18 protein-coding genes, 2 tRNA genes and 1 rRNA gene are annotated in these 22700 nt (G+C 37.6%); 9 read left to right on the forward strand and 12 right to left on the reverse strand.

What is annotated here, in order from left to right:
• Positions 1-92 precede the first annotated feature (92 nt).
• Positions 93-782 (reverse strand): SDR family NAD(P)-dependent oxidoreductase, encoded by a 690-nt coding sequence (locus FORMA_RS02655; RefSeq protein WP_069674202.1) that lies wholly within the window; start codon positions 780-782, stop codon positions 93-95.
• A 41-nt stretch (positions 783-823) separates the two neighbouring features.
• A complete protein-coding gene (locus FORMA_RS02660; protein WP_069674203.1) occupies positions 824-1507 on the reverse strand; it encodes a YwaF family protein in 684 nt (227 codons plus the stop codon).
• Between the two features lie 143 nt (positions 1508-1650).
• On the opposite strand from FORMA_RS02660, the gene FORMA_RS02665 reads away from it, so the two are divergent.
• Positions 1651-1725, forward strand: a tRNA-Val gene (locus tag FORMA_RS02665).
• Between the two features lie 38 nt (positions 1726-1763).
• Here the strand turns inward: FORMA_RS02665 and FORMA_RS02670 are convergent.
• Positions 1764-3047 carry a UDP-N-acetylmuramoyl-tripeptide--D-alanyl-D-alanine ligase gene (locus FORMA_RS02670; RefSeq protein WP_069674204.1) on the reverse strand — a complete coding sequence of 428 codons (1284 nt, stop codon included), beginning with the start codon at positions 3045-3047 and terminating at the stop codon, positions 1764-1766.
• A gap of 67 nt (positions 3048-3114) precedes the next feature.
• Positions 3115-4791 carry a gliding motility lipoprotein GldJ gene (gldJ, locus tag FORMA_RS02675; protein WP_069674205.1) on the reverse strand — a complete coding sequence of 559 codons (1677 nt, stop codon included), beginning with the start codon at positions 4789-4791 and terminating at the stop codon, positions 3115-3117.
• Between the two features lie 217 nt (positions 4792-5008).
• Here gldJ and porU point away from each other — a divergent pair, with 217 nt between their 5' ends.
• The 5 genes from porU to FORMA_RS02700 all read left to right on the forward strand — a co-directional run bounded on the left by porU (position 5009) and on the right by FORMA_RS02700 (position 13386).
• Complete coding sequence (porU, locus tag FORMA_RS02680) at positions 5009-8851, forward strand: type IX secretion system sortase PorU (protein WP_069674206.1); 3843 nt, start codon at positions 5009-5011, stop codon at positions 8849-8851.
• Between the two features lie 35 nt (positions 8852-8886).
• Positions 8887-10173, forward strand: a complete 1287-nt coding sequence (gene porV / locus FORMA_RS02685; protein ID WP_069674207.1) for a type IX secretion system outer membrane channel protein PorV — start codon at positions 8887-8889, stop codon at positions 10171-10173.
• Between the two features lies 1 nt (position 10174).
• Positions 10175-10657 (forward strand): cytidine deaminase, encoded by a 483-nt coding sequence (locus FORMA_RS02690; protein ID WP_069674208.1) that lies wholly within the window; start codon positions 10175-10177, stop codon positions 10655-10657.
• Positions 10658-10746: 89 nt separating this feature from the next.
• Entirely contained in the window at positions 10747-11745 is a 999-nt protein-coding gene (gene pdhA, locus FORMA_RS02695; RefSeq protein ID WP_069674209.1) for a pyruvate dehydrogenase (acetyl-transferring) E1 component subunit alpha, read from the forward strand.
• A 3-nt stretch (positions 11746-11748) separates the two neighbouring features.
• Entirely contained in the window at positions 11749-13386 is a 1638-nt protein-coding gene (locus tag FORMA_RS02700) for a pyruvate dehydrogenase complex dihydrolipoamide acetyltransferase (RefSeq protein WP_069674210.1), read from the forward strand.
• A gap of 367 nt (positions 13387-13753) precedes the next feature.
• On the opposite strand, the gene FORMA_RS02710 is transcribed toward FORMA_RS02700, so the two are convergent.
• The 7 genes from FORMA_RS02710 to FORMA_RS02740 all read right to left on the reverse strand — a co-directional run bounded on the left by FORMA_RS02710 (position 13754) and on the right by FORMA_RS02740 (position 19628).
• A tRNA-Val gene (locus FORMA_RS02710) sits at positions 13754-13828 on the reverse strand.
• Positions 13829-13889: 61 nt separating this feature from the next.
• Positions 13890-15107: a bifunctional folylpolyglutamate synthase/dihydrofolate synthase gene (locus FORMA_RS02715; RefSeq protein ID WP_069674212.1), complete on the reverse strand. Its 1218-nt coding sequence runs from the start codon at positions 15105-15107 to the stop codon at positions 13890-13892.
• Position 15108: 1 nt separating this feature from the next.
• Positions 15109-15951, reverse strand: coding sequence for a cell envelope integrity protein TolA (locus FORMA_RS02720; protein ID WP_069674213.1), 843 nt, complete (start codon positions 15949-15951; stop codon positions 15109-15111).
• 1 nt (position 15952) lies between these two features.
• Positions 15953-16345, reverse strand: coding sequence for an ExbD/TolR family protein (locus tag FORMA_RS02725; RefSeq protein WP_069674214.1), 393 nt, complete (start codon positions 16343-16345; stop codon positions 15953-15955).
• Positions 16345-17040, reverse strand: coding sequence for a MotA/TolQ/ExbB proton channel family protein (locus FORMA_RS02730; RefSeq protein ID WP_069675420.1), 696 nt, complete (start codon positions 17038-17040; stop codon positions 16345-16347). The genes FORMA_RS02725 and FORMA_RS02730 overlap by 1 nt, the downstream gene beginning before the upstream one ends.
• 56 nt (positions 17041-17096) lie before the next feature.
• Positions 17097-18473, reverse strand: a complete 1377-nt coding sequence (gene nhaD, locus FORMA_RS02735; RefSeq protein ID WP_069674215.1) for a sodium:proton antiporter NhaD — start codon at positions 18471-18473, stop codon at positions 17097-17099.
• Between the two features lie 81 nt (positions 18474-18554).
• Positions 18555-19628, reverse strand: coding sequence for an anhydro-N-acetylmuramic acid kinase (locus FORMA_RS02740; protein WP_069674216.1), 1074 nt, complete (start codon positions 19626-19628; stop codon positions 18555-18557).
• 89 nt (positions 19629-19717) lie between these two features.
• On the opposite strand from FORMA_RS02740, the gene FORMA_RS02745 reads away from it, so the two are divergent.
• The 3 genes from FORMA_RS02745 to FORMA_RS02755 all read left to right on the forward strand — a co-directional run bounded on the left by FORMA_RS02745 (position 19718) and on the right by FORMA_RS02755 (position 22477).
• Entirely contained in the window at positions 19718-20860 is a 1143-nt protein-coding gene (locus FORMA_RS02745) for an acyl-CoA dehydrogenase (RefSeq protein WP_069674217.1), read from the forward strand.
• A 52-nt stretch (positions 20861-20912) separates the two neighbouring features.
• The gene (locus FORMA_RS02750) at positions 20913-21710 is read left to right on the forward strand and encodes a glycosyltransferase family 2 protein (RefSeq protein ID WP_069674218.1); all 798 of its coding nucleotides are present in this window, start codon (positions 20913-20915) and stop codon (positions 21708-21710) included.
• A gap of 407 nt (positions 21711-22117) precedes the next feature.
• Positions 22118-22477 (forward strand): hypothetical protein, encoded by a 360-nt coding sequence (locus tag FORMA_RS02755; RefSeq protein ID WP_069674219.1) that lies wholly within the window; start codon positions 22118-22120, stop codon positions 22475-22477.
• Positions 22478-22481: 4 nt separating this feature from the next.
• On the opposite strand, the gene rrf is transcribed toward FORMA_RS02755, so the two are convergent.
• Positions 22482-22589 (reverse strand): 5S ribosomal RNA (rrf, locus tag FORMA_RS02760).
• Between the last annotated feature and the right edge of the window lie 111 nt (positions 22590-22700).

A 22700-nucleotide genomic window follows, 5' to 3' on the forward strand; every position in this document is an offset into this window, starting at 1 on the left:
ATTTGAGTTACAAAAGTAGCGAATTATTTTATTTCTTTAGGCTTAATAAGATGTTAAACCCTAAAAATTTTTAATTGGTTTTGCTGCGAAACTTAAGGCGTGGAGCTTGAAACTTGAAGCAGCTTTCCATTGTAGAATTGTTGTCCTGTTTTTGCAAATTCAAATATATACGCAGCCATTTCAATGGGGGATGTGGGAGCTTTATAGCCAGGAAAAGCTTCAGCCAACATTTCAGTTTGTACTGCACCAAGGGCAAGAACATTAAACGAAGGACCTGCTTCTTTGTATTCTTCAGCTAATAATTCAGTAAGCGTTATCACAGCTCCTTTACTCGAGCTATAAGCAGATAAGCCTGCAAATTTCATAGATCCTTGAACGCCACCCATAGAACTTATGGTGACCACATGTCCTGTTTTGGGAATAAAAGGCAAGACTCGTCGGGTAAGCTCGGCCACACCAAAAACATTGGTCCCGTAAATTTGCTTAAAATCATCAAACGTTGTTTCAACAAATGGCTTGTTGATAATAGCGCCTGCGTTGTTTATTAGGATATCAACATGAGTCCATTCGTTCTGAATAAATGCCTCAACTCGATTGTAATCCTCAACATTATTTAAATCAAAAGAAAGGGCTGTAATATTTTCGTAATTTAAGTTAATTACAGGTTTAGCGTTTCGTGATAAAGCCAAAACAGCATAACCTGCTTTAGAAAAAAGATGAACAAGCTCGAAACCAATGCCCCGACTTGTCCCGGTAATAATTACTGTTTTTTTGGGTTTCATAATCTAATAGAATTCATGAGAGCTAAGTTAATAAAGTACAATTAAACCGCAGGTCTAAAAATTTGTGATAAGCGGATTTTTGATAAATAAAACAAGAATAGTAATAACGGAACCAAAAAAACTTCAAACCAAAGGACATAATAGGGCCATTCTCCAATAACCAAGGGGTTATTTACTTGTGGCGGTTCAGCGAGATACATATAATTACCCCCCACATAAAAATTAAAAGGCATGATAATGATTAATAAAATATTTAAATTAAGGAAAGTATTAATCATTGATTTTCTGGAAAGCCCCATACCATAATTCTGCAACAAAAATATAGGCATAACCAAAATGATGGAGTGGCGCACATAATATTCTAAATATGCAAATTGACTGCCATCGAAACTATTCATTTGCGGCGTTAACATAGACATAATTCCTCCAATAATTCCTGTATAAAATACAAAATCAAAAAGTGCTTGTTTGCGTTTCAAAAAGGGTAATACGGAACAAATAAGAGCAGAAATACCACAAAGATGAAGAGGTAAGTCTGTAGCTATATTCCAATTTCCAGAAAGGTAAGACCTCAGAGGGCTGTAAATAGATGAAAACATCAAAATTACGCCCATGGTATATAAAACAAAAGAGTTTTGTTTTTTATTTAAAAACCGCCCCACAAAAATAAGAGCAAACATAAAGGTGAGCGCTATTAAATTGTTACGTTGCCACTCTTCAGACATAAAATCAATTATATAATTAGGATATTTAGTGTTCGTTATAAAAATCAATCTTTTTTTATTTTGGTTAATTTCCCAAGCTGCCTATAAAGTTGAAAATATAAGTGGCTAGTCCAAAGATATTATTATTTTTGTAAATCCAAAATGGGTCATTAACTCAGTTGGTTCAGAGTGTTACCTTGACAGGGTAGAAGTCACTGGTTCGAATCCAGTATGACCCACAAATAAAATCCACAAACATATGTTTGTGGATTTTATTTTAAAATAGTTCCAAAAGAGCTTCTAAAGTCATTCCTCTAGATCCTTTTATAAGAATCATTGCTTCTTCTAAAGGGTAGATTTCAAGATGTTGCTTGATATCGTCTAGCCCACTAAAAAACATAATATTAGTATAATTTTGATGGTGCTCAAAAAAATGACGCCCTACCAAATAAAGTTGTGAAAACTCTAATTTTTGTGCTAAATCTATAATAGATTGATGCTCTTCAAAACTTTGACTTCCTAATTCAAACATATCGCCTAAAATCACAATCTTTTGATGAGCTTCCATGGTCTTAAAATTCTTCAAGGCAGCCTCTACACTACTCGGGTTGGCGTTGTAGGCATCCAAAATAATAGTATTGGAATTTTGCTTAATGATTTGAGATCTATTGTTTTTGGGCGCGTAAGATTCTATTCCTTGTCTTATAAAATTGATGTCAATTTTGAAGTATAATCCAAATGCAATTGAAGATGCAATATTTGTAAAATTATAATGTCCTAGAAGTTGCGATTGAATACTGGTCCTATTGACATTAACACACAAAAAAGGGGTTTCTTTTTCTAGTGAAATAGCAAAATCAGAAGTATTCAATGAAGAAAAAGAGACAATATTAGCATAGGCGCCAACTTGCTTGAGTTGCTGTGCATCATCATTGTTGACTAGAATAGTTCCCTTAGTTTGTTTTAAATAATCGTACAATTCACTCTTAGCCTTGACAACCCCTTCTAAACTACCGAAACCTTCTAAATGGGCTTTTCCAAAGTTTGTGATGTACCCAAAATCTGGTGCTGCAACAGCACACAGTTGTGCAATTTCACCTGCGTGATTAGCACCCATTTCTACCACACCAATCTCGGTCGACTGATCCATTTGAAGCAGGGTTAAAGGTACACCAATGTGATTGTTATAATTCCCTTGAGTTGCATGTGTTTTATACGAACGGCTTAGTACTGCATTAATAAGCTCTTTCGTTGTGGTTTTACCATTACTTCCCGTTAAGGCTACAATAGGAATACCCAAATACTGTCTATGGAAATTAGCTAAATCTTGAAGCGTTTTTAACACATCACAAACCAAAATAAAACGCTCATCTTCTGGATCTTGAGCCTCATCTATAATGCAATAAGACGCGCCTGAGTCTAATGCTTTATGTGCAAAATCATTGGCGTTAAAATTCACTCCTTTTAATGCAAAAAAAAGAGCATTGAGAGGCAAAATACGCGTATCAGTTGATACACTTTTAGCTTCTAAAAAAAGTTTATGAAGTTGCTCAATTTTCACAACTTAAAGGTACAAAAAAAGTCCCAACAGAAAGTTGTTGAGACTTTAAAAAACATAATTTTATGCTCTAATTTTTCTTTTTCTTTTTATTCTTAGACTTCGAGCCTACTCTAGACATAGCACATCTAAAGCCAATAAAATCAGTAGCCATATCTTCAGGATAAAAACGTCTTTGTGCAGGGTCAAGCCAATACTCTCTATCTTTCCACGAACCACCTTTATACACACGTACTTTATCATTAATTAATGAAGTTCTATCATTAGATTTATCGTACTCTCTATTTAAGGTGCCATCTTCATTTGCTTCGACCAAATGCTTGGGCGAATCGTACATTTTTCGGGTGATTTCATCAGAACCTGGCTCATCACCTTCTTCAAAATCATCAAAATATCTAGAAGATTGCTTATCACCATCTCTAAAGTTTCTATTATCATCAGTGTTAAAATTGGTTCTGAGATAGGTTTCATTTTCATCCACTGGAACTTGTTTCAGTTGACCCGGGAGTGTTTTGGCAATTACTTTACCATTGGATAAGGTGTCGTATTCAATATCATCAACACCAATAACGTTAAAACTTATTACACCACCATCTTCAGTAATAGAATTTTTGGTATAAACGTTACCTCTATAGTATGCAAAGTCACTGAACTCGTCATCTACAATCGGACGGTAGACATCTGCAACCCACTCGGCTACATTTCCAGCCATATCATAAATCCCAAAATCATTAGGATCGTAAGACATTACCTCGTTCGTAATATCAGCACCATCATCAGACCAACCGGCTATTCCGCCATAGTCCCCTTTTCCTTGCTTGAAGTTGGCAAGTTGATCGCCTTTAATTCTGCGCTCACCAGTTCTGGTGTATTGCCCATCCCAGGGGTATTTTTTTCGGCCACGGTAAATGTTGTATTCTCTGAGCTCTGAAAGGCCAAGAGCAGCATACTCCCATTCAGATTCTGTAGGAAGTCTGTAACTAATTTGAATAGCACCAGTTTCTCTAGTGGCATAGCTTACCAAACTATCATTTCTTCTGTTCCCTCTACCGCCCAAATGAACTCCAAGACTGTCTTTGAATGTCTCTTTTGGTGCATTGACGTAAGTATTAATGTTAAAATTACTAGAAGCAGTAACTATTTCTCCAGGAACATTAGACCCTTTCTCAAGATACCCCTCTTTTTGGAGTCCCATCTCAGCCACTCGATCTGAGCGCCATTTGGCATATTGGGTGGCTTGCAACCAACTTACGCCGACCACAGGATAATTCCCGTAAGCGGGATGGCGTAGGTAATTTTCTACCAAAACTTCGCTGTACCCTAGACGGTTTCTCCAAACTAATGTGTCAGGTAAAGCACCGTAATATATTGCTGAAAACTTAGGATCGTTTGGAGGGTAAACACGCTTCACCCAGTCCAAATACTCCAAGTACATCATGTTTGTAACTTCAGTTTCATCCATGTAAAAAGACTGAACGTGTTGTTGATTTGGACTATTATTCCAATCGTGCATTACGTCATCTTGCACTTTCCCCATGGTGAATGTTCCACCTTCAACAAACACTAAGCCTGGTGCCGTTTCTTGCTCCTTGAATTTAGTGTTGTATTGAAAACCACCTTCTTTGGCGTTGATTTTCCATCCAGTTCCACGAGAAGAATTTGCGTAATTTGATGACTTACTACATGCTGTTATTGAAGCTGAAACAGCAACAATAAAAAACAATCTCGATATTTTAATACTCTTCATATTTGATTTAAATTAAAAGGGGTCCTAAAATTTTGGTTTTGCAATATAATAATTATGAATTGGTTTGCAATACTTTTTTAGAGTGATTAACTATTTTTTTTAAGTCTCATGCACTCAGGTTTTTTAAGATAACGACTTTTTTAAAGCTTTATTATTGTAATTTTGGAAACGAAATTATAATAACATAATATTTTAGGTCTTTTCTCGTTTAGTTCATATGAAAAAAAGTTTGTTGTGGTTTATACTATTTTTTGGTGTTTTGATCTGCCATGCTCAATCACAGCGCTTTGAACTAAATTGGACAGCATCTAAACTATTTTCTACAGCCAATAATGAAATTGAATTACCTTATTTTGATGCACAAAACTTCAATTTTTCAATCGAAAAGGGGATCACATATACTGCGCTTTTCGATGCTAAATTTGAAATTAACGAAGAAAGTGCTGAAATCACTCAAATCGAAAGCGTTTCAGTACCAATATCGGATTTAAAGGATCTGAAACAATCTAGTATACCTAATGAGGTGCAGCTCAATGTTTCAAATGTAAAAACTAGAGGTAATCTTCTCGTTTCTGTAGAAATAAGCGCTTTTTTCAAAGACAATGGGGTCATAAAAAAAGTAAAGAATTTCACAATTTCTTACAAAAGAGCCATCAGCCAAAGAAGGGCAAGAAGCCAACCAACTCTACAAAGTTCTGTCCTTAATACAGGCCAATGGGTTCGTTTTCAAGTAGACACAACAGGTGTTTACAAACTCAATAAAAGTTTTTTTAACACGCTTGGGATTAACACAAGCAACACCAATCCAAAAAACATCAAAATATTTGGACATGGAGGTAAATCTCTACCTTTAGTCAATAACCAAACAATTGCATATGACTTGATTGAAAACGCAGTTCAGTTTATTGGAGAAGATGATGGGGTTTTCAATAATGAAGATTATCTGCTTTTTTATGCTGTCGGTCCAAAATCATACAATCAAGAAAACAACTCCCATATCAACCCTTACAGCGATAAGGCCTTTTATTATGTACAAATAAGCGAGGGTAATGGACTGCGTATGAACGCTGCTGTTAATCCCGCTGGTCCAGCTCAAACACAATTCTCGACTTTTCATGACTATAAATTTGTAGAAAGTGATGAATATAACATCGCCCAGATGGGCCGACGTTGGTTTGGTCACCGTTTTTATTTTGAAAATGCAAGATCATTTAACTTCGTTTTTTCGAATCTAGTCCCCCAAAGCCCTCTAAGATTAAAAGTTTATGCAACAGCAGTCGCAGAGTCTAATACTACACTCGAAATAAAAGCAAATGGAAGTGTGGTGGATAATTTATCGTTTGCAGCAATAGACAATGGGATTTTGGCGACTGAAGATTTTTTTAACGGAGAGATCAACAGCAGCTCAGACGCCCTCACTATTGATTTGAATTACAACAATAACGGAAATCCATCAGCTATTGGTTACTTAGATTATGTTTCAGTTGAAGCCGAACGCGCACTCGCCTCTTTGGGGCAACAATTTCAATTCAAACATAACGACATGGCTACACTGGGTGGTGTAGGAGAATTCGAAATTTCAAATGCCTCTGGAATTGCACAAGTTTGGGATGTTACTGACCCTTACAACCCAAAATATTATGAAAACTCCGAGGCTGCATCAGACTTTAAATTTAAAACAAGTTTGGGTACTGAGAAGATTTTTCATACAGTCACATCTGCAGATCTTTACACACCTGTTCAAGTAACCAACAAAGCGGTTACCAATCAAGATTTAAAAGGGAGCATCTTTTTAAATCAACAACAGCAGTTTGAAGACATAGACTACCTCATCATAACTCCTCAATTTTTACAAAATCAAGCTGAGCAATTGGCCGACATCAATAGAGAACAAAACAACTTAACTGTAAAGGTAGTAACTCTAGAATCTATTTACATGGAGTTTAGCTCTGGAATGCAAGACATCGCAGGTGTCAGAAATTTTGTAAAGTATGTATACGATAATGCAAGCAGCCCTAACACCCGACTCAAATACCTCTGCCTTTTTGGTGATGCCTCTTTTGATTACAAAAATAGAATTTCAATCAAAAACAACATTGTCCCCTCTTGGTATTCTATGAACAGTTTTAGCCTAACAAATTCATTTATTTCGGATGATTTTTACGGTATGATGGACGAGAATGAAGGGGGAATGGATAATTTCAATAAACTAGACATAGCCGTGGGCAGAATTCTAGCTGAGACCCCACAACGGGCTCAACAAATGATTGATAAAATAAAATCATACTACAGCGAAGATGCGTTCGGAAGTTGGCGGAATAATTTTTTATTAATTTCTGATGATGTCGATAAATTAAGTGATAAAACTTTACAACAAACCACTGACAACGTCGCAGAGGATGTAAAACAATCTAAACCTTTCCTTAATATTATAAAAATTCACGCTGATTCGTACCAACAGCAAACATCTTCTGGCGGGGATCGTTATCCTCAAGTTAACGAAGCTATTTTTGACGCTTTAGAAGTAGGTGCAATTGCAGTCAATTATTTTGGCCATGGCGGAGAAGATGGTTTAGCTTTAGAACGTATTTTTGACAAAATTAATGCACAAGAACTCAACAATCCAAACAAGCTAAATTGTTTTGTGACACTAACTTGCGAATACACAAAATTTGACAACCCTTTGCGCGTTACAGCCGGTGAGTATCTTTATTGGAACGAAAATGGAGGCGCCATCAGTCTTATCTCCACCACACGTCAAATTTTTATAAGCGTTGGTGTTCAATTCACCACTACTTTGGGACAGTATCTGTTTAACTATAATAATACCCCAAATTTAAGTATGGGTGAAGCCCTACGCCTTACAAAAAATGACCCTAATGTAACAAACAATACACAACGCAGGCTGGTTTTTTTTATTGGGGATCCCGCTCTGAAACTACCACTAGCTGAACCCGATATTATTGTTACTAAAATTAATGATGAGGATATCTCGACTACAAATCAGGAACTCCAAGCACTCAGCGCTGCTAAAATTGAAGGCTATGTTGCCGATAGCCAAGGGGCTATCCTGAGCGGTTACTCTGGAACACTTACAGCGACCATTTTCGATAAAAACAATCAGAGATCTACGCTTGGAAATGATGGGACTCGAGAAAATAATGAATTGATTATAATGGACTTCGAAGCTATGGGCGAAGTTATTTTTAGAGGGCAAGTATCAGTAGAAAATGGTACTTTCGAAATTAATTTTATTGTCCCAAGGGATATTATAATCCCTGTGGGGAATGGAAAAATAAGCTTGTATTCGAAAACTGAAAATCAATTAAAAGATCAACGCGGACATAATTTTGACATCAAAATAGGTGGGGTCAACTTAGACGCGCCAGTAGACAATACTGGACCAACTATTCAGCTTTTTATGAATGATGAGAGCTTTGTTTCTGGGGGAATAACAAACGAAAATCCAACTCTATTAGCAAAGCTATTTGACGAAAATGGCATCAATACCGCCAGTGGGGTTGGGCACGATATTGTGGCCACTATTGATGGCGATGAAACCAATCCTTTTATATTGAATGATTACTATGTGGCAGACGAGGATACCTACCAAAGTGGTGCTCTGAGCTACCCCTTTAGAAATCTAAGCCCCGGGCTGCATACGCTAACGCTCAAAGCTTGGGATGTTTACAATAATGCATCCACTAAAGAAATTCAATTTGTTGTATTCGATCAAAATCAGAGTTTAGAACTAAAAAATGTGCTCAATTACCCCAATCCGTTCATTAATTACACAGAATTTTGGTTCAACCACAATAGTTCGGGTACATTGAACGTTAGTATACAAATTTTCACCGTTTCAGGAAAATTAATAAAAACCATTAATACGCAAACAAATACAGGAAACGGAACAAGTTCATTGTCTAGAGATATTACATGGGACGGCTACGATGACTTTGGAAATAAAATAGGAAAAGGGGTCTATGTGTACAAATTGAATGTATCGTCTCCATTAACAGGTTTAAAGTCTGAAAAAATTGAAAAACTTGTTATCCTCTAATAAAAACCTATATTTGTTAACAAACCAATATTAAAATGTTAGAATTAATTACAACAACCTTAAGACATCTGCGCGCACTAAGCGCAGTGCTTGTACTGTTAATTTCAAATTTCACATTAGGACAAACAACTGTTATCCCCAATCAGGACTCAAGGGTGATCACAACCGGCGTTCCTTTTTTACTTATTGCTTCTGATGCTCGTGCTGCAGCATTGGGCGATATGGGGGTAGCAACCTCTGTAGACGCGTTTTCCCAGCAGTGGAATCCATCAAAATATGCCTTCTCTGAAACAAAATCTGGAATGGCCATAAGCTACACGCCCTACCTCAGCAAACTTGTAAATGATATTTTCCTTGGAAATGTGTCTTATTACAATAGAATCAGCGAACGAAGTGCTTTCGCCGCTAGTTTTAAATATTTTTCTCTTGGTGAAATCGAATTGCGCGAAGATGAGTTTTCAGAAGCCTTAATCGAAAAGCCAAACGAACTTACGCTTGACGCCTCTTACTCGCTTAGACTTTCTGATCAATTTTCTATGGCAGTAGCCTTGCGCTATCTTCGCTCAGATTTGAAAATCCAAGCCCTAGATGCCAATGCTAAGTCGGCCAATTCTTTTGGAGTTGACATTGCGGGATACTACCAAGGTGAAGAAGAAGCCTACGCAGATTTTAATGGGCGTTGGCGTGCTGGTTTTGCCCTTCAAAACCTTGGCCCAAAATTGAAATATGACGATGCTGGCCGCGAAAACTTTATACCAACAAACTTGAGATTGGGTGGGGGCTTCGATTTCATCTTCGATTCATACAATAAACTCTCTGTCACTGCCGAAGTTACCAAACTATTAGTACCAACCCCTCCTGTGTATGGAACAGAATACAACTACACCGATAATAATAACAATGGCGTTTATGATCCTGAAAATGGAACAACAACTGCAGATACAGACACTCGAGGTTCTATTGTAAATAGCAATGTCATCATTGAAGGGCAAGACCCCAATGTAAGCTTTGTCAAGGGTATTTTTCAATCTTTTGGGGATGCACCAGGGGGTTTTAGTGAAGAATTAGACGAATTTACCTGGGCTCTTAGTGCAGAGTATGTGTACCAAGACTCCTTTGCATTACGCGCAGGATATTTTAACGAAAATGAGCTCAAAGGAGCACGCAAATTTTTCTCCTTAGGTGCAGGATTCAAATATTCAACTATAGATATAGATTTATCATATTTATTTTCAGCAGCCCAAGTACAGAGTCCATTAGAAAATACTTTACGTTTTTCGCTATCGTTCAATTTTGGAGACGGCGAATATGTAGAATACTAATATGAAACAACTCAAAATAAGCTGCAACATCGATGTATTTGAGACATTGGATGAATTGCCTAAAGATGTGCAATCACTTATGAATAAAGCACACAATGCACGTTCAAAAGCATATGCACCCTATTCAAAATTCTTGGTTGGCGCTGCCCTCGAGCTCAGCAATGGTGAAATCATAACCGGAAACAATCAAGAAAACGCAGCATACCCGTCAGGTTTGTGTGCGGAAAGAACTGCAATATTTTACGCCCATGCCCAATTCCCAGAAGAGGCTATTTTACGCATGGCTATAGCTGCAGGGTCAGAACACAAAGAAGCAGAAACACCCATTCCGCCTTGTGGCGGTTGCCGCCAAGCGCTTGTAGAATATGAACAACTTCAGAAAAAACAAATTGAACTATATTTTATGGGTACAAAAGGTCAAGTTGCACACTCAAACTCCGTAGAAAACATTCTTCCTTGGATTTTTGATAAAAAAGCACTGTAAAAATTAATAAAAAATTTACGGCTTCCTTTTTTAGGTTAAGGAGCAATGTATTACTTTTGCAGAAACGATACTAATACCACAGTAATCTCATGCAAGAAATAACCAAAGAAACTTATCTTGACTGGTACGAAAACATGTTCTTTTGGCGTAAGTTTGAAGACAAACTCGCGGCAGTCTATATCCAACAAAAAGTAAGAGGCTTTTTACACCTATACAATGGTCAAGAAGCCGTTTTAGCAGGTGCACTTCACGCAATGGATCTTTCGAAAGACAAAATGATTACGGCATACAGAAACCACGTACAACCCATCGGTATGGGTGTCGATCCGCGTCGTGTCATGGCAGAGCTTTACGGAAAAGCTACAGGAACATCGCAAGGATTAGGAGGTTCGATGCATATATTTTCTAAAGAGCATGGTTTTTACGGAGGCCACGGAATTGTGGGCGGACAAATTCCCTTGGGCGCAGGAATGGCCTTTGGCGATAAATACAACGAAACAGGAGCTGTTACCTTGTGTTACTTTGGCGATGGCGCAGCACGACAAGGCTCGCTACATGAGACCTTCAATATGGCCATGACATGGAAGCTTCCTGTGGTCTTTGTATGTGAAAACAATGGTTATGCCATGGGTACATCTGTTGAGCGAACAGCAAACCACACCGATATTTGGAAACTTGGACTTGGTTATGAAATGCCTTGTGGACCAGTCGACGGAATGAACCCCATTAAAGTTGCTGAAGCTTTTGATGAGGCAATTCAACGTGCAAGACGTGGAGATGGTCCAACATTTTTGGAGATGAAAACCTACCGCTACAGAGGGCATTCTATGAGTGATGCCCAACATTACAGAACCAAAGACGAGGTCAAGGAATACCAGAAAATTGATCCCATCACGCAAGTGAAAAATGTTATTCTGGAAAATGGATATGCCTCAGAAGAAGATATTAAAGAAATAGACAAGCGCGTCAAAGGATTGGTAGCCGAATGCGAAAAATTTGCGGAAGAATCACCATTCCCAGAAAAAAGCTTAATGTACGACGCAGTATACGAACAAGAAGATTACCCATTTTTAGAACATAAACTATAGAATATGGCAATAGTAGTAAACATGCCCAGACTAAGTGATACCATGGAAGAAGGTACAGTAGCTAGCTGGCTGAAAAATGTAGGCGACCGAGTTGAAGAAGGCGATATTCTTGCTGAAATTGAGACTGATAAAGCTACTATGGAATTTGAATCCTTTAATGAAGGAACATTACTTCACATTGGTGTTCAAGAAGGAGAAACAACAAAAGTTGACGAATTATTGGCCATAATAGGAGAGGAAGGTGAAGATATATCTTCACTTTTGGATGGGTCATCTGGAGGCGAATCCACCCAAGAAGGGCAAATAGAAACGAACGAAGAATCTGTTGAAGGTGATGTGGAAACAAACACTACTGCATCAGTTGAACTTCCAGAGGGTGTTGTTGTGGTTACTATGCCACGCTTGAGCGATACCATGGAAGAAGGTACGGTAGCAAGTTGGTTGAAAAATGTAGGTGATTTTGTTGAAGAAGGCGAGATATTAGCTGAAATTGAAACCGACAAAGCTACAATGGAGTTTGAATCTTTTAACGAAGGAACTTTGCTGTATACAGGTCTTGCCGTTGGCGATACGGCCAAAGTAGATGACCTTCTAGCCATCATCGGTCCTGAAGGAACTGACATAAGTGGAGTGGCTGAAAATTTTGTTGCTGAAGCACCAAAAACTCAAGCCGAATCAACAGTAGAAAAACCTAAAGAAACTCCAAAACCTACACCAACGGTTGAAAAAACTACAGAAGCACCAAAAGTTAACCCCGCTGCAGCGCCAACAACCGACAGCAACGGAAGAATTTATATTTCTCCATTAGCACGTAAAATTGCTGAGGAAAAGAGCATACCTCTACATCAAATTCAAGGTAGTGGCGAAAATGGAAGGATCATCAAACGCGATGTGGAATTTTATACCCCGTCTGCTACACCTGCTGCAGCACCAACTGCAAAATTTGTAGCCACTAGTCAAGAAGATTTTGATGAAATCAACCATTCTCAAATGCGAAAAGTCATCGCAAAACGTTTGGGTGAATCTAAATTTTCTGCACCACACTATTACTTGGCTGTAGAATTTGACATGGATAATGCTATTGCATTCCGTCAACAGCTCAACTCTATCCCTGACACAAAAATATCTTTTAATGACATCGTGGTAAAGGCCTGTGCTTTGGCACTCCGCCAACATCCACAAGTCAATTCACAGTGGTTTGACGACCGAATGAAACTAAACAATCATGTACATATTGGCGTGGCAGTAGCTGTGGAAGATGGTCTTGTAGTGCCTGTTGTAAAATTTGCTAATGAGCAATCGTTACCACAAATTGGATCTGCTGTTCGAGATTTTGCTGGACGTGCACGAAACAAAAAACTTACTCCTCAAGAAATGGAAGGCAGTACATTTACTATATCTAACTTAGGTATGTTTGGCATCGAAAGTTTTACCTCAATCATAAATCAACCAAACTCAGCAATTTTATCTGTTGGTTCAATAGTAGAAAAACCAGTAGTGAAAAACGGCCAAATTGTGGCAGGAAATACAATGAAGCTCACCCTTGCGTGTGACCATAGGACTGTAGATGGAGCAACTGGAGCGGCATTCTTACAAACCCTTAAAGGGTTTATTGAAAATCCAGTAACCATGTTAGTTTAACAACAATAACTACAACATGAGCCAACTTATTTGAGTAAGTTATTGTACTATTTTGTTTAATTCAGTAGAAAAAATGATTAAGGGGTTACTTATTTTATCTTTAGTGTTTGTGGTAATCGCTATGCTTCACTTTTTTTCTCTTCGTGTAATGCGTGTTTCAGATGAAAAAAAGAAAAAAATCGGAAAAATATTTTGGTATTTATATGGATTCCTTTTTGCAATTAGTGGATTTATAAATATGCTTCCTTTTGAACAAATAAAGCCATTTGCTTTTATTCAATTCCTTTGTGGGATATTGGTATTAGTTTTACACTATTTAGGGAAAATTGAAATAAAAAACCCCACTTAAATAAATGAGGTTTTTTTGTGGGCGCGAAGGGATTCGAACCCCTGACCCCCTGGGTGTAAACCAGGTGCTCTGAACCAACTGAGCTACGCGCCCTAACAATTGGTGTGCAAATATAGACTAGTTTTTCTTTTCACAAAAGGTTTTTTAGTAAAATTTACAGCACTTCGGCTACAACAAAAGTACTGCCGCCAACAAAAATTAAATCTTGCTCTTTGGCTTCTGCCTTTGCAGTACTGAATGCCTCATTTACAGATGAATAGACTTGGCCATTACACCCTTTTTCTTTAAAAATTTGGGCTATTGTTTCAGCTTCTAATCCTCTAGGCACATTGGGCTTACAAAAGTAATATTTAGCATCAACTGGAAATAAATTTACTAATTTTCCAACCGATTTGTCCCGAACCATTCCAAGTACAATATGTAAAGAATCATATGATCTACTTAAAAGTTGGTTTAATACCAAACTCAACCCCTCCATGTTATGAGCCGTATCGCAAATAATTTTTGGGGTTTCAGAAAGCACTTCCCATCGTCCTCGCAAACCTGTGTTTTTTTGTACATTCAAGAACCCATTTTGAATATGTTCTTCACTAATCTTGTGGCCTCTTGCTTGTAAAAGCTTAATCGTCTGTAATACAGTCTTTATATTTTTTTTCTGATAATTCCCCCGAAGACTGCAAGGAAAAGTTTTGTGTATGGACACATCAGCAAAATAAATATTTGCATTTAAATTATTTGCTTTTTGTTTAAAAATAGATTGTACTTCGTCTTGAGTTTCTCCGATGACAATAGGGGTGTTTTCTTTAATAATCCCCGCTTTTTCAGCTGCGATTTCTTGTAAAGTATCTCCCAAAAACTGGGTATGGTCTAAACCAATATTAGTGATTACAGAAACCTCTGGTGAAATAATATTTGTAGAATCTAATCGTCCTCCAAGACCTACCTCTATAATAGCAATATCAACATTTTCTTTTTCAAAATATGAAAAAGCCATTCCTACGGTCATTTCAAAAAATGAAAGTTGATGGTCTTCTAAAAACGCTTTTTGATGTGCTACAAATTCAACCACAAATTGTTCTGAAATCGTAGCGCCATTAATTTTGATACGCTCGCGGAAATTCTTTAAGTGAGGTGAAGTGTATAGACCTACTTTGAATCCTGCTTCTTGTAAAATAGCCGCAATCATGTGTGCAGTAGATCCTTTTCCATTTGTTCCGCCAACATGTACCGACTTGAACTTCCGTTCAGGGTAATTGAGTTGAGCTGACAATTTCAAAGTTCGACTCAAATCTTCTTTGTAGGCTGCTCCACCCTGTTGTTGATACATGGGCAATCTTGAAAACATCCAAGCTGTAGTTTCTTTATAATTCATCTTATTGACGTACACTAAACTCTACAATAACAAAACCAATTTGTTTAAACGGAGCTTTAGAATCGGCAGGCCACTTATGAGCAAGTGCTGTTTTTCTGGCAGCTTCATAAAGACAAATATCGCCTGTTGTTCCTTGTTTCCCTGCTGTAGCATTGGTCACTACGCCGTTTTGATTGACATAAATTTCAACTACTACGCGACCTTCCTCATCGCAGTCGGGAATAAACTTAGTTTTTGTGGGAGTACCGCGCCCATTAAGCCCATAACCAACACCTCCAGTACCACTACCAGGACTACCAAAATAGCTCGGCGCGTAAGGGTCCCCGTTGAGCTGACCTTTATCTCCAATAATATCGTCATCGCCTTCTGATCCAGAGGTGTTTCCGTTGTCGGCTCCAATCCCCCCCATTAGGTCGTCTAAAGCCTTTTTCTTGCGTTCTTTCGCTTCATTTTCCTTTCGAATACGCTCGGCATCTGCTTTAGCTTTTGCTTCTTCCTCAACTTGCTTTTTTAAGGCTTCTTGATCTACTTTCTTTACTGCTATAGCCGCTTCTTCATCTGAAGTTAATACCTCCTCAGTACTATTTGAAATAGACTCCGAGGCTACAGCTGTTTTAGTTTCATTGGGTTCGGGAATATCTTCATTGTTTGTAGGGGTGGGTGTTTGGGTTTGCTTAGTACCACTTCCAAAATCGGTAGTGCCAAAATTTACCGCTACGCCGTATTCTTCAGGGGGATCCATATAAGGCGGTCCTACAATAAAGAGTAATAGAATTAATAGAAGAGCGATCAGCGCCGTAAGTCGTGCTGAGTGGCGTTCTTGTTTCGTTCTAAAATACTTCATCTTAATTGGGTTTTACCGCTAAAATGACTTTAAACTTATTACGGTTAGCAATATCCATAACCCGAACAACATTTTCTACCGGAACAGATTTTTCAGCACGCAAAATGAGTGTTGGTGTTTGTTCTGCTTTCAATACAGAAATGAGTTCTGTTTCCAATTGAGTATCGCTGACTTGCCTTTGGTCAATGAAATACGAAAGGTCTTTTTTAATACTGACCGAAACTGCTTTCTTATTTTCTGTTTTTCCAGCGGCTTTGGGCAATAGAATATCTATGGCGTTTGTAGTGACCAATGTTGAAGCTAACATAAAGAAAATCAATAACAAGAAAACAATGTCCGTCATGGAGGACATATTGAATTCGGGAGTGATTTTATTTCTTCCGCGAATATTCATTAGTGTGTTGGCTCGTTAAGAAGGTCTAAAAACTCAACAGAGTTGGCTTCCATGTTATACACCACTTTATTGGTCCGACTTACCAAGTGATTAAAAGCAATATAAGCAACAATTCCAACAAGAAGACCAGCAACAGTAGTCGTCATGGCAGTATAAAGGCCGTCAGCCAAAAGTTTGATATCGATTTGTCCTCCTGAGTTAGCAATTTCAAAAATAGAAAGGATCATCCCGATCACAGTCCCTAAAAAGCCAATCATAGGAGCTGCACCAGAAATTGTCGCCAATACACTTACATTTTTTTCAAGAGAATAAACCTCCAATCGCCCTGCATTTTCAATGGCTGAATTGATATCAGCCAAGGGTCGACCTATGCGAGATATCCCCTTTTGAATCAAACGTGAAACAGGTGAATTTTCCTGAGCACACAAAAGTTTTGCAGCTTCAATTTTTCCACTGCTCACATGATCCTTAATTTCATTCATAAAATTCGGATCAACTTTGGATGCAGATTTTATGGTAAATAAACGTTCAAAATAAATATAAAGCGCTACCACCAATAAGACAAAAAGCAGAGCGATAATTAGTTGACCAGCTGTGCCTCCGCTTTTAATTAATTCAATAATTGATAATGTTTTTTCTACAGATTCAGGTTCCTTCAGGGGAACGGATTGGGTTTGAAACATACTCAAATTCATAATTAAATGTGTAATCATATATGATGTTAAACGTAGTCCTTAAAGAAAACGTATGTTTAGAATAAAGTTCTTGTAAAGAAAAAGACCAATGCCCCTGCAATGAATCCAACAAAAGCAAGCCAGGATATCTTTTTCAAATACCAGAAAAAGTTGATTTTCTCCATTCCCATAGCAACTACACCAGCTGCCGAACCAATGATTAGCATACTTCCGCCTGTACCAGCAGAATAGGCAATAAAATGCCATAGAATATTGTCGGCAGGTTCAGAAAACATTCCCAAAGAGGCAGCCACAAGAGGTACATTGTCTATAACTGCGGAACCAACACCTAAAAGCAGTACTACCAAATCTGAAACTTGAGCACCGGTAACTTCAGAACCTATGTGAGGAGTCGATTCTTTTAGCCAATCGGCAAAACCAAACAAAATACCTAAGGATTCTAAGGCAGCTACGGCCATTAAAATTCCCAAGAAAAATAAGATACTGGGTAATTCTATTTTAGATAATGAATAGTGTACTGGACTAACATGGACTTTATTTTCTAATGCTTCTAGACTAAATTTCGCTGAGCTATAAATTTCGGCAAAAACAGCCACAACACCCAAAGAAAGCATCATTCCAACATAGGGTGGTAAATGGGTAACCATTTTGAAAATTGGAACAAATATAATTGCTGCAAGCCCTAAATAAAGCATGGTGCTACTGAAGCGCCCTGGGGCCAGGTCTTGGCTTTGATCGACTTCTAAATTGCCTTTAAAAACAGAAAGTCTGGACGCCAAAAATGTGGGCAGCAACATGCATGCCAGTGAGGGCAACAACAAATAACCAAACAAACGCGGGGTGGACACTTTATCAGCAATCCACAACATAGTGGTTGTAACATCTCCAATAGGGGAAAACGCACCACCAGCGTTAGCCGAGATCACAATAAGACCCGCAAACCACAATCGAATATTGCGGTCTTTAACAAGTTTTTGAAGCAAAGAAATCAAAACAATCGTGGCGGTAAGATTATCAATTATAGCAGATAAAACAAAAGCAAGTGAACAAAAAATCCAAAGTAAGTTTGTTTTCTTTTTTGTTTTAATAAAATTCTTAATTGTAGCAAAACCATTGAAATAGGCAATAATTTCGACTATAGTCATCGCACCCAGAAGAAAAACTAAAATCTCAGCCGTTTTGCCCAAGTGATGAAGTAAACTCTCTTCCAGAATATGCATTTTATCATCATGATTAAGAAACTCAAAATTATTTAGCAGCGCATGCTTTGAGGAATCAAACCATGCATCAAAATCATCAATTCCAAACGAAATAAATGCCCAGCTGATGGCCATCATAATAAGCGCAGGAATGAGTTTGTCAATTTTTAAGCTATGTTCTAGGGTGATGGCTAAATATCCAGCAACAAAAACAAAAATGATAATGGTATCCATAATGTAAAAACTAGGAAAATAATAAAGTTAAACCAATTATTTTTTAAGATGCTCACAAATATAATAAAACATTTTAGGCATTTAATATTTAGTAGGTAAATAAATTTCGCCACTACTGTGGTCTTTACTCGCACCTGTAACACTCTGTAGGCAATTGACTTCGTTACGGAGTTTCAAAACCCCTAAAAATCCAAAAATTAACGCCTCTTTGTAATGTACTAAATCGAGGTTAGAAACTTGAATTTTGTAACCCACATGAGCCCCAATTCGTGCCAGTAAAAAAGTATTGAGTACACCACCTCCTGTGTATAGTCCATTACTCAATTTGTTCTGTTTTAATGTATCAGAAATTTGTATTGCGGTGTGTTCTACTAGAGTTCTAAGTATTGAATTTATGTCGATACCGCATTGATCTAAAAGTGGGTAAACTTCACATTTTAACCACTCCAGACCAAGGGATTTAGGAGGTTGTTTTTTATAAAAATCAAGTCTATTCAGCGCGGCTAAAAGTGGCTCATTTAAGGTTCCTTGAGCCGCCAATACTCCCCCTTCGTCATATGCAAAACCCAAAGATTTAACATAATGATTTAGAGGAAGATTTGCTGGGCAAATATCAAAAGCAAGGCGATGGTGCTGTTTTTGAAATGAAATATTAGCAAAGCCTCCTAGGTTTAAGCAAAAATCATATTCCGAAAATAGGAATGCATCGCCAACAGGGACTAGTGGCGCGCCCTGCCCACCCATAGCTACGTCCTGAGCACGAAAATCACAAACAAGGGTCTGTTGAATATAATCGGCTAATTGGGGTAGGTTGCCAATTTGTAATGTGAGCCCCTTTTCAGGTTGGTGAAAAACAGTATGTCCATGACTGCAAACAGCATCTAAATTTATAATGCTGTGTTTTTGAATAAAATTATTGATTTCAAAACCTAAATACTTTGTATAATCATAATTCAATTGATTTAATTGATCAGCTTTTAGTGCAATTGAAGTACTCAATCGCGCTTTCATATCTTCTGAATACAGCAATGTTTCTGCGGCCAAAATACGAAAAGACCAAGCCTCTTTTTTTGAAAACTCAGCCCAACAAAGGTCAATACCATCCAAGGAAGTCCCGGACATCACACCAATAGCATTGTAAGTTTTTCTTGTCATATAATTAAAAATAGGGGTTCAAATTGATAATATTCTAATATTCAACTATATTTGTAGGACATTTTTAAGAATAATTAAATTTAATTTTAATGCACTTTAATCTATCGGATGAACAAATCATGGTGCGAGAGGCCGCACGAGAGTTTGCCCAAACAGAACTCCTTCCTGGAGTCATCGCACGGGATGAAGCGCAGGAGTTTCCTGACAATTTAGTGAAAAAAATGGGAGCATTAGGATTTATGGGGATCATGGTTTCACCAAAATATGGGGGCAGCGGTATGGATACACTTACTTATGCTCTTATCATGGAAGAATTATCCAAAGTTGATGCTTCAGCAAGTGTTATGGTTTCTGTTAATAACTCACTTGTTTGTTATGGCTTGGAAGCCTATGGTAGCGACTCTCAAAAAGAAAAATACTTACCCAAATTGGCAGCTGGCGAATGGATTGGAGCATTTTGTTTAAGTGAACCGGAAGCAGGTAGCGACGCTACCTCTCAAAGCACTACCGCTATAGACAAAGGTGATTATTATCTATTAAATGGCACAAAAAATTGGATTACAAATGGTGGTCGAGCGCAAATATACTTAGTCGTTGCACAAACCGATCGAAATAAAGGCCATAAAGGCATTAATGCATTTATATTGGAGCGGGACATGCCTGGCTTTGAAGTAGGTCCAAAAGAAAATAAGCTTGGAATTCGCGGAAGCGATACGCATACCTTGCAATTTAATGATGTTAAAATACCTAAAGAAAACCGTATAGGTGAAGACGGATTTGGATTCAAATTCGCTATGAAAACCTTGTCTGGAGGACGCATTGGGATCGCTGCTCAGGCACTTGGAATTGCAGCTGGAGCATACGAATTATCTCTGAAATATTCAAAAGAACGGAAAGCATTTGGAACGGAGATAAGCAACCACCAAGCTATTGCGTTTAAGTTAGCAGAAATGGCTACTGATATTGAAGCGGCAAGGCTATTGGTATACAAAGCGGCCAGGGATAAAGATATAGGAAATAAGTATGACACATCGAGTGCAATGGCCAAATTATATGCTTCCAAAGTGGCAATGCAACATACGGTCGAAGCAGTACAAATACATGGCGGAAATGGCTTTGTAAAAGACTACCATGTAGAGCGTTTGATGCGGGATGCTAAAATTACTCAAATTTATGAAGGCACTTCTGAAATTCAAAAAATTGTAATTTCAAGAGCGGTTCTTAAAGATTAAAAAGCGAAGCAAAATTTTACTTACTTTGTACGCCTAAAACAAACTTAGGTTGATGTGCGATTCCACTACAGATTATGGCTTGCTTTCCGTTGTAGTCCCTTTATTCAACGAAGCCAAAAACGTACAACCTTTGGTGAACGCTATAGAGCGAGCGTTAAATCAATTTGAATACGAGCTTATCTTAGTCGATGACGGCTCAACAGATGATACTTTTGAGCAATTAAAACTACTCACCCATAGCCATTGTGTAGTCCTAAGACTAAAATACAACTATGGGCAAAGCATGGCTTTGGCATTGGGAATTGATGAGGCTAAAGGAAATTATATCGCAACAATCGATGGAGACCTACAGAACGATCCAGCTGATATCCCAAAACTAATTGACAAAGCACATAATGAACAGTGGGATATTGTCTCGGGAATTAGAGCAAAACGACAAGATTCGTTTTGGAAAACTATACCTTCCAATCTGGCAAACACCTTGATTCGTAAGCTAACCAAAATTGACATTAAAGACCACGGCTGCGCTCTCAAAGTAATAACAAAAAAGACGGCCAAAAATTTACCTTTACACAAAGGAATGCACCGCTTTATTTGCTTATTGGCGATACTGAATGATGCACGAGTAACTCAAGTATCAATACGGCATAATGCCAGGCAGAGCGGGGTGTCAAAATACGGACTGGAACGAACTTTTAAAGTAATTAATGATATTTTCACTCTCTTAATTTGGCAAAAATTTAAACAAAACAGCTATAGTTGTATTGGTCTTTGGTTGCTCCGCAACCAACGTGAACCTGTCCAAATTCCCCATTACACCAAATACAAAACCAATACAAAAAGCATTTAGTTATAAGAGATAGTATAGACTAACTTAGATACAGTAATGTATTGATACATATTTTTTTATATCTTTAAGGTTGAAATTACGCCACTAACTTAAAACTAAATAATTCAATACTCAATAATTATTTTAGTAGGCTATATTTTGGACCACAAGCCACCAACCATATTTAGCTCGAAATAAGTCTAATACCCAAATCAATGAGCTTAACTTATTCTTCTAATAAGAAGCCTCAGACAATAACCCTAGTCCAAGCAAAAAACAGCAAATGCTTAAAAAAAGCGGGGAAATGATATATACCATCTTAAACCCAGAATTAGTAAAAGGAAATTCTAGCGAGATCTCTATAGAGCTTAACATTGCTATGATAGAAATAAAACACACCATCAAAAAAACAATAAATCTAAATCTCTATGATTACATACACTCTAAAAACCAAACCCGAGCTTACTTTTGAATTTGAGGTGAACCACTTTAGTATTACGGATGATGGCCAACCCCAAAACAATGGGAGCTATACCTATAATAAATTAAAAAAAATAGAACTTCAAAAAGAGCAAAATGAATATGGTTTCTCATCAATAATTTGGATTTTAGAGCAAATTATTAGTGCGGGCTTGTTAGGTAAACTATATAAAACAAAGTCGTACTTAATATTAAATTTAGGCGATAAAAACATTAAAATATGGTTGAAAGGAGTTTCTATAAAAAAGGTAAAACACATGGTTAGTTTTATGCATAAAAAAAACCCCCACATTGCTGTGAGGGTTTAATTAAAAAAGGCGGTGACCTACTCTTCCACAAGTGTAGTACCATCGGCGCTAATGGGCTTAACTGCTCTGTTCGGGATGGTAAGAGGTGAGCCCCATTGCAATAACCACCTTAGGGTTATTTCTTGTCTAGCGCTTTGGGCTATCCAAGGTATTTCAGCAAATTGTGCTGAACAATAAGTTAACATATTGAAAAAAATATACATGGTAAAAGTAATGGTGTACT

The organism is Formosa sp. Hel3_A1_48 (genome assembly GCF_001735715.1).
Classification (GTDB): Bacteria; Bacteroidota; Bacteroidia; order Flavobacteriales; family Flavobacteriaceae; genus UBA3537.

Bases quoted from the DNA above. Each gene is read 5' to 3' on its own strand.
- FORMA_RS02720 (WP_069674213.1), bottom strand. From the start codon at position 15,951: ATGAAGTATTTTAGAACGAAACAAGAACGCCACTCAGCACGACTTACG.
- FORMA_RS02690 (WP_069674208.1), top strand. From the start codon at position 10,175: ATGAAACAACTCAAAATAAGCTGCAACATCGATGTATTTGAGACATTG.
- FORMA_RS02715 (WP_069674212.1), bottom strand. From the start codon at position 15,107: ATGAATTATAAAGAAACTACAGCTTGGATGTTTTCAAGATTGCCCATG.
- porU (WP_069674206.1), top strand. From the start codon at position 5,009: ATGAAAAAAAGTTTGTTGTGGTTTATACTATTTTTTGGTGTTTTGATC.
- gldJ (WP_069674205.1), bottom strand. From the start codon at position 4,791: ATGAAGAGTATTAAAATATCGAGATTGTTTTTTATTGTTGCTGTTTCA.
- FORMA_RS02755 (WP_069674219.1), top strand. From the start codon at position 22,118: ATGATTACATACACTCTAAAAACCAAACCCGAGCTTACTTTTGAATTT.
- FORMA_RS02750 (WP_069674218.1), top strand. From the start codon at position 20,913: ATGTGCGATTCCACTACAGATTATGGCTTGCTTTCCGTTGTAGTCCCT.
- FORMA_RS02700 (WP_069674210.1), top strand. From the start codon at position 11,749: ATGGCAATAGTAGTAAACATGCCCAGACTAAGTGATACCATGGAAGAA.
- nhaD (WP_069674215.1), bottom strand. From the start codon at position 18,473: ATGGATACCATTATCATTTTTGTTTTTGTTGCTGGATATTTAGCCATC.
- FORMA_RS02725 (WP_069674214.1), bottom strand. From the start codon at position 16,345: ATGAATATTCGCGGAAGAAATAAAATCACTCCCGAATTCAATATGTCC.
- porV (WP_069674207.1), top strand. From the start codon at position 8,887: ATGTTAGAATTAATTACAACAACCTTAAGACATCTGCGCGCACTAAGC.
- FORMA_RS02655 (WP_069674202.1), bottom strand. From the start codon at position 782: ATGAAACCCAAAAAAACAGTAATTATTACCGGGACAAGTCGGGGCATT.
- FORMA_RS02745 (WP_069674217.1), top strand. From the start codon at position 19,718: ATGCACTTTAATCTATCGGATGAACAAATCATGGTGCGAGAGGCCGCA.
- FORMA_RS02730 (WP_069675420.1), bottom strand. From the start codon at position 17,040: ATGAATTTGAGTATGTTTCAAACCCAATCCGTTCCCCTGAAGGAACCT.
- pdhA (WP_069674209.1), top strand. From the start codon at position 10,747: ATGCAAGAAATAACCAAAGAAACTTATCTTGACTGGTACGAAAACATG.
- FORMA_RS02740 (WP_069674216.1), bottom strand. From the start codon at position 19,628: ATGACAAGAAAAACTTACAATGCTATTGGTGTGATGTCCGGGACTTCC.
- FORMA_RS02660 (WP_069674203.1), bottom strand. From the start codon at position 1,507: ATGTCTGAAGAGTGGCAACGTAACAATTTAATAGCGCTCACCTTTATG.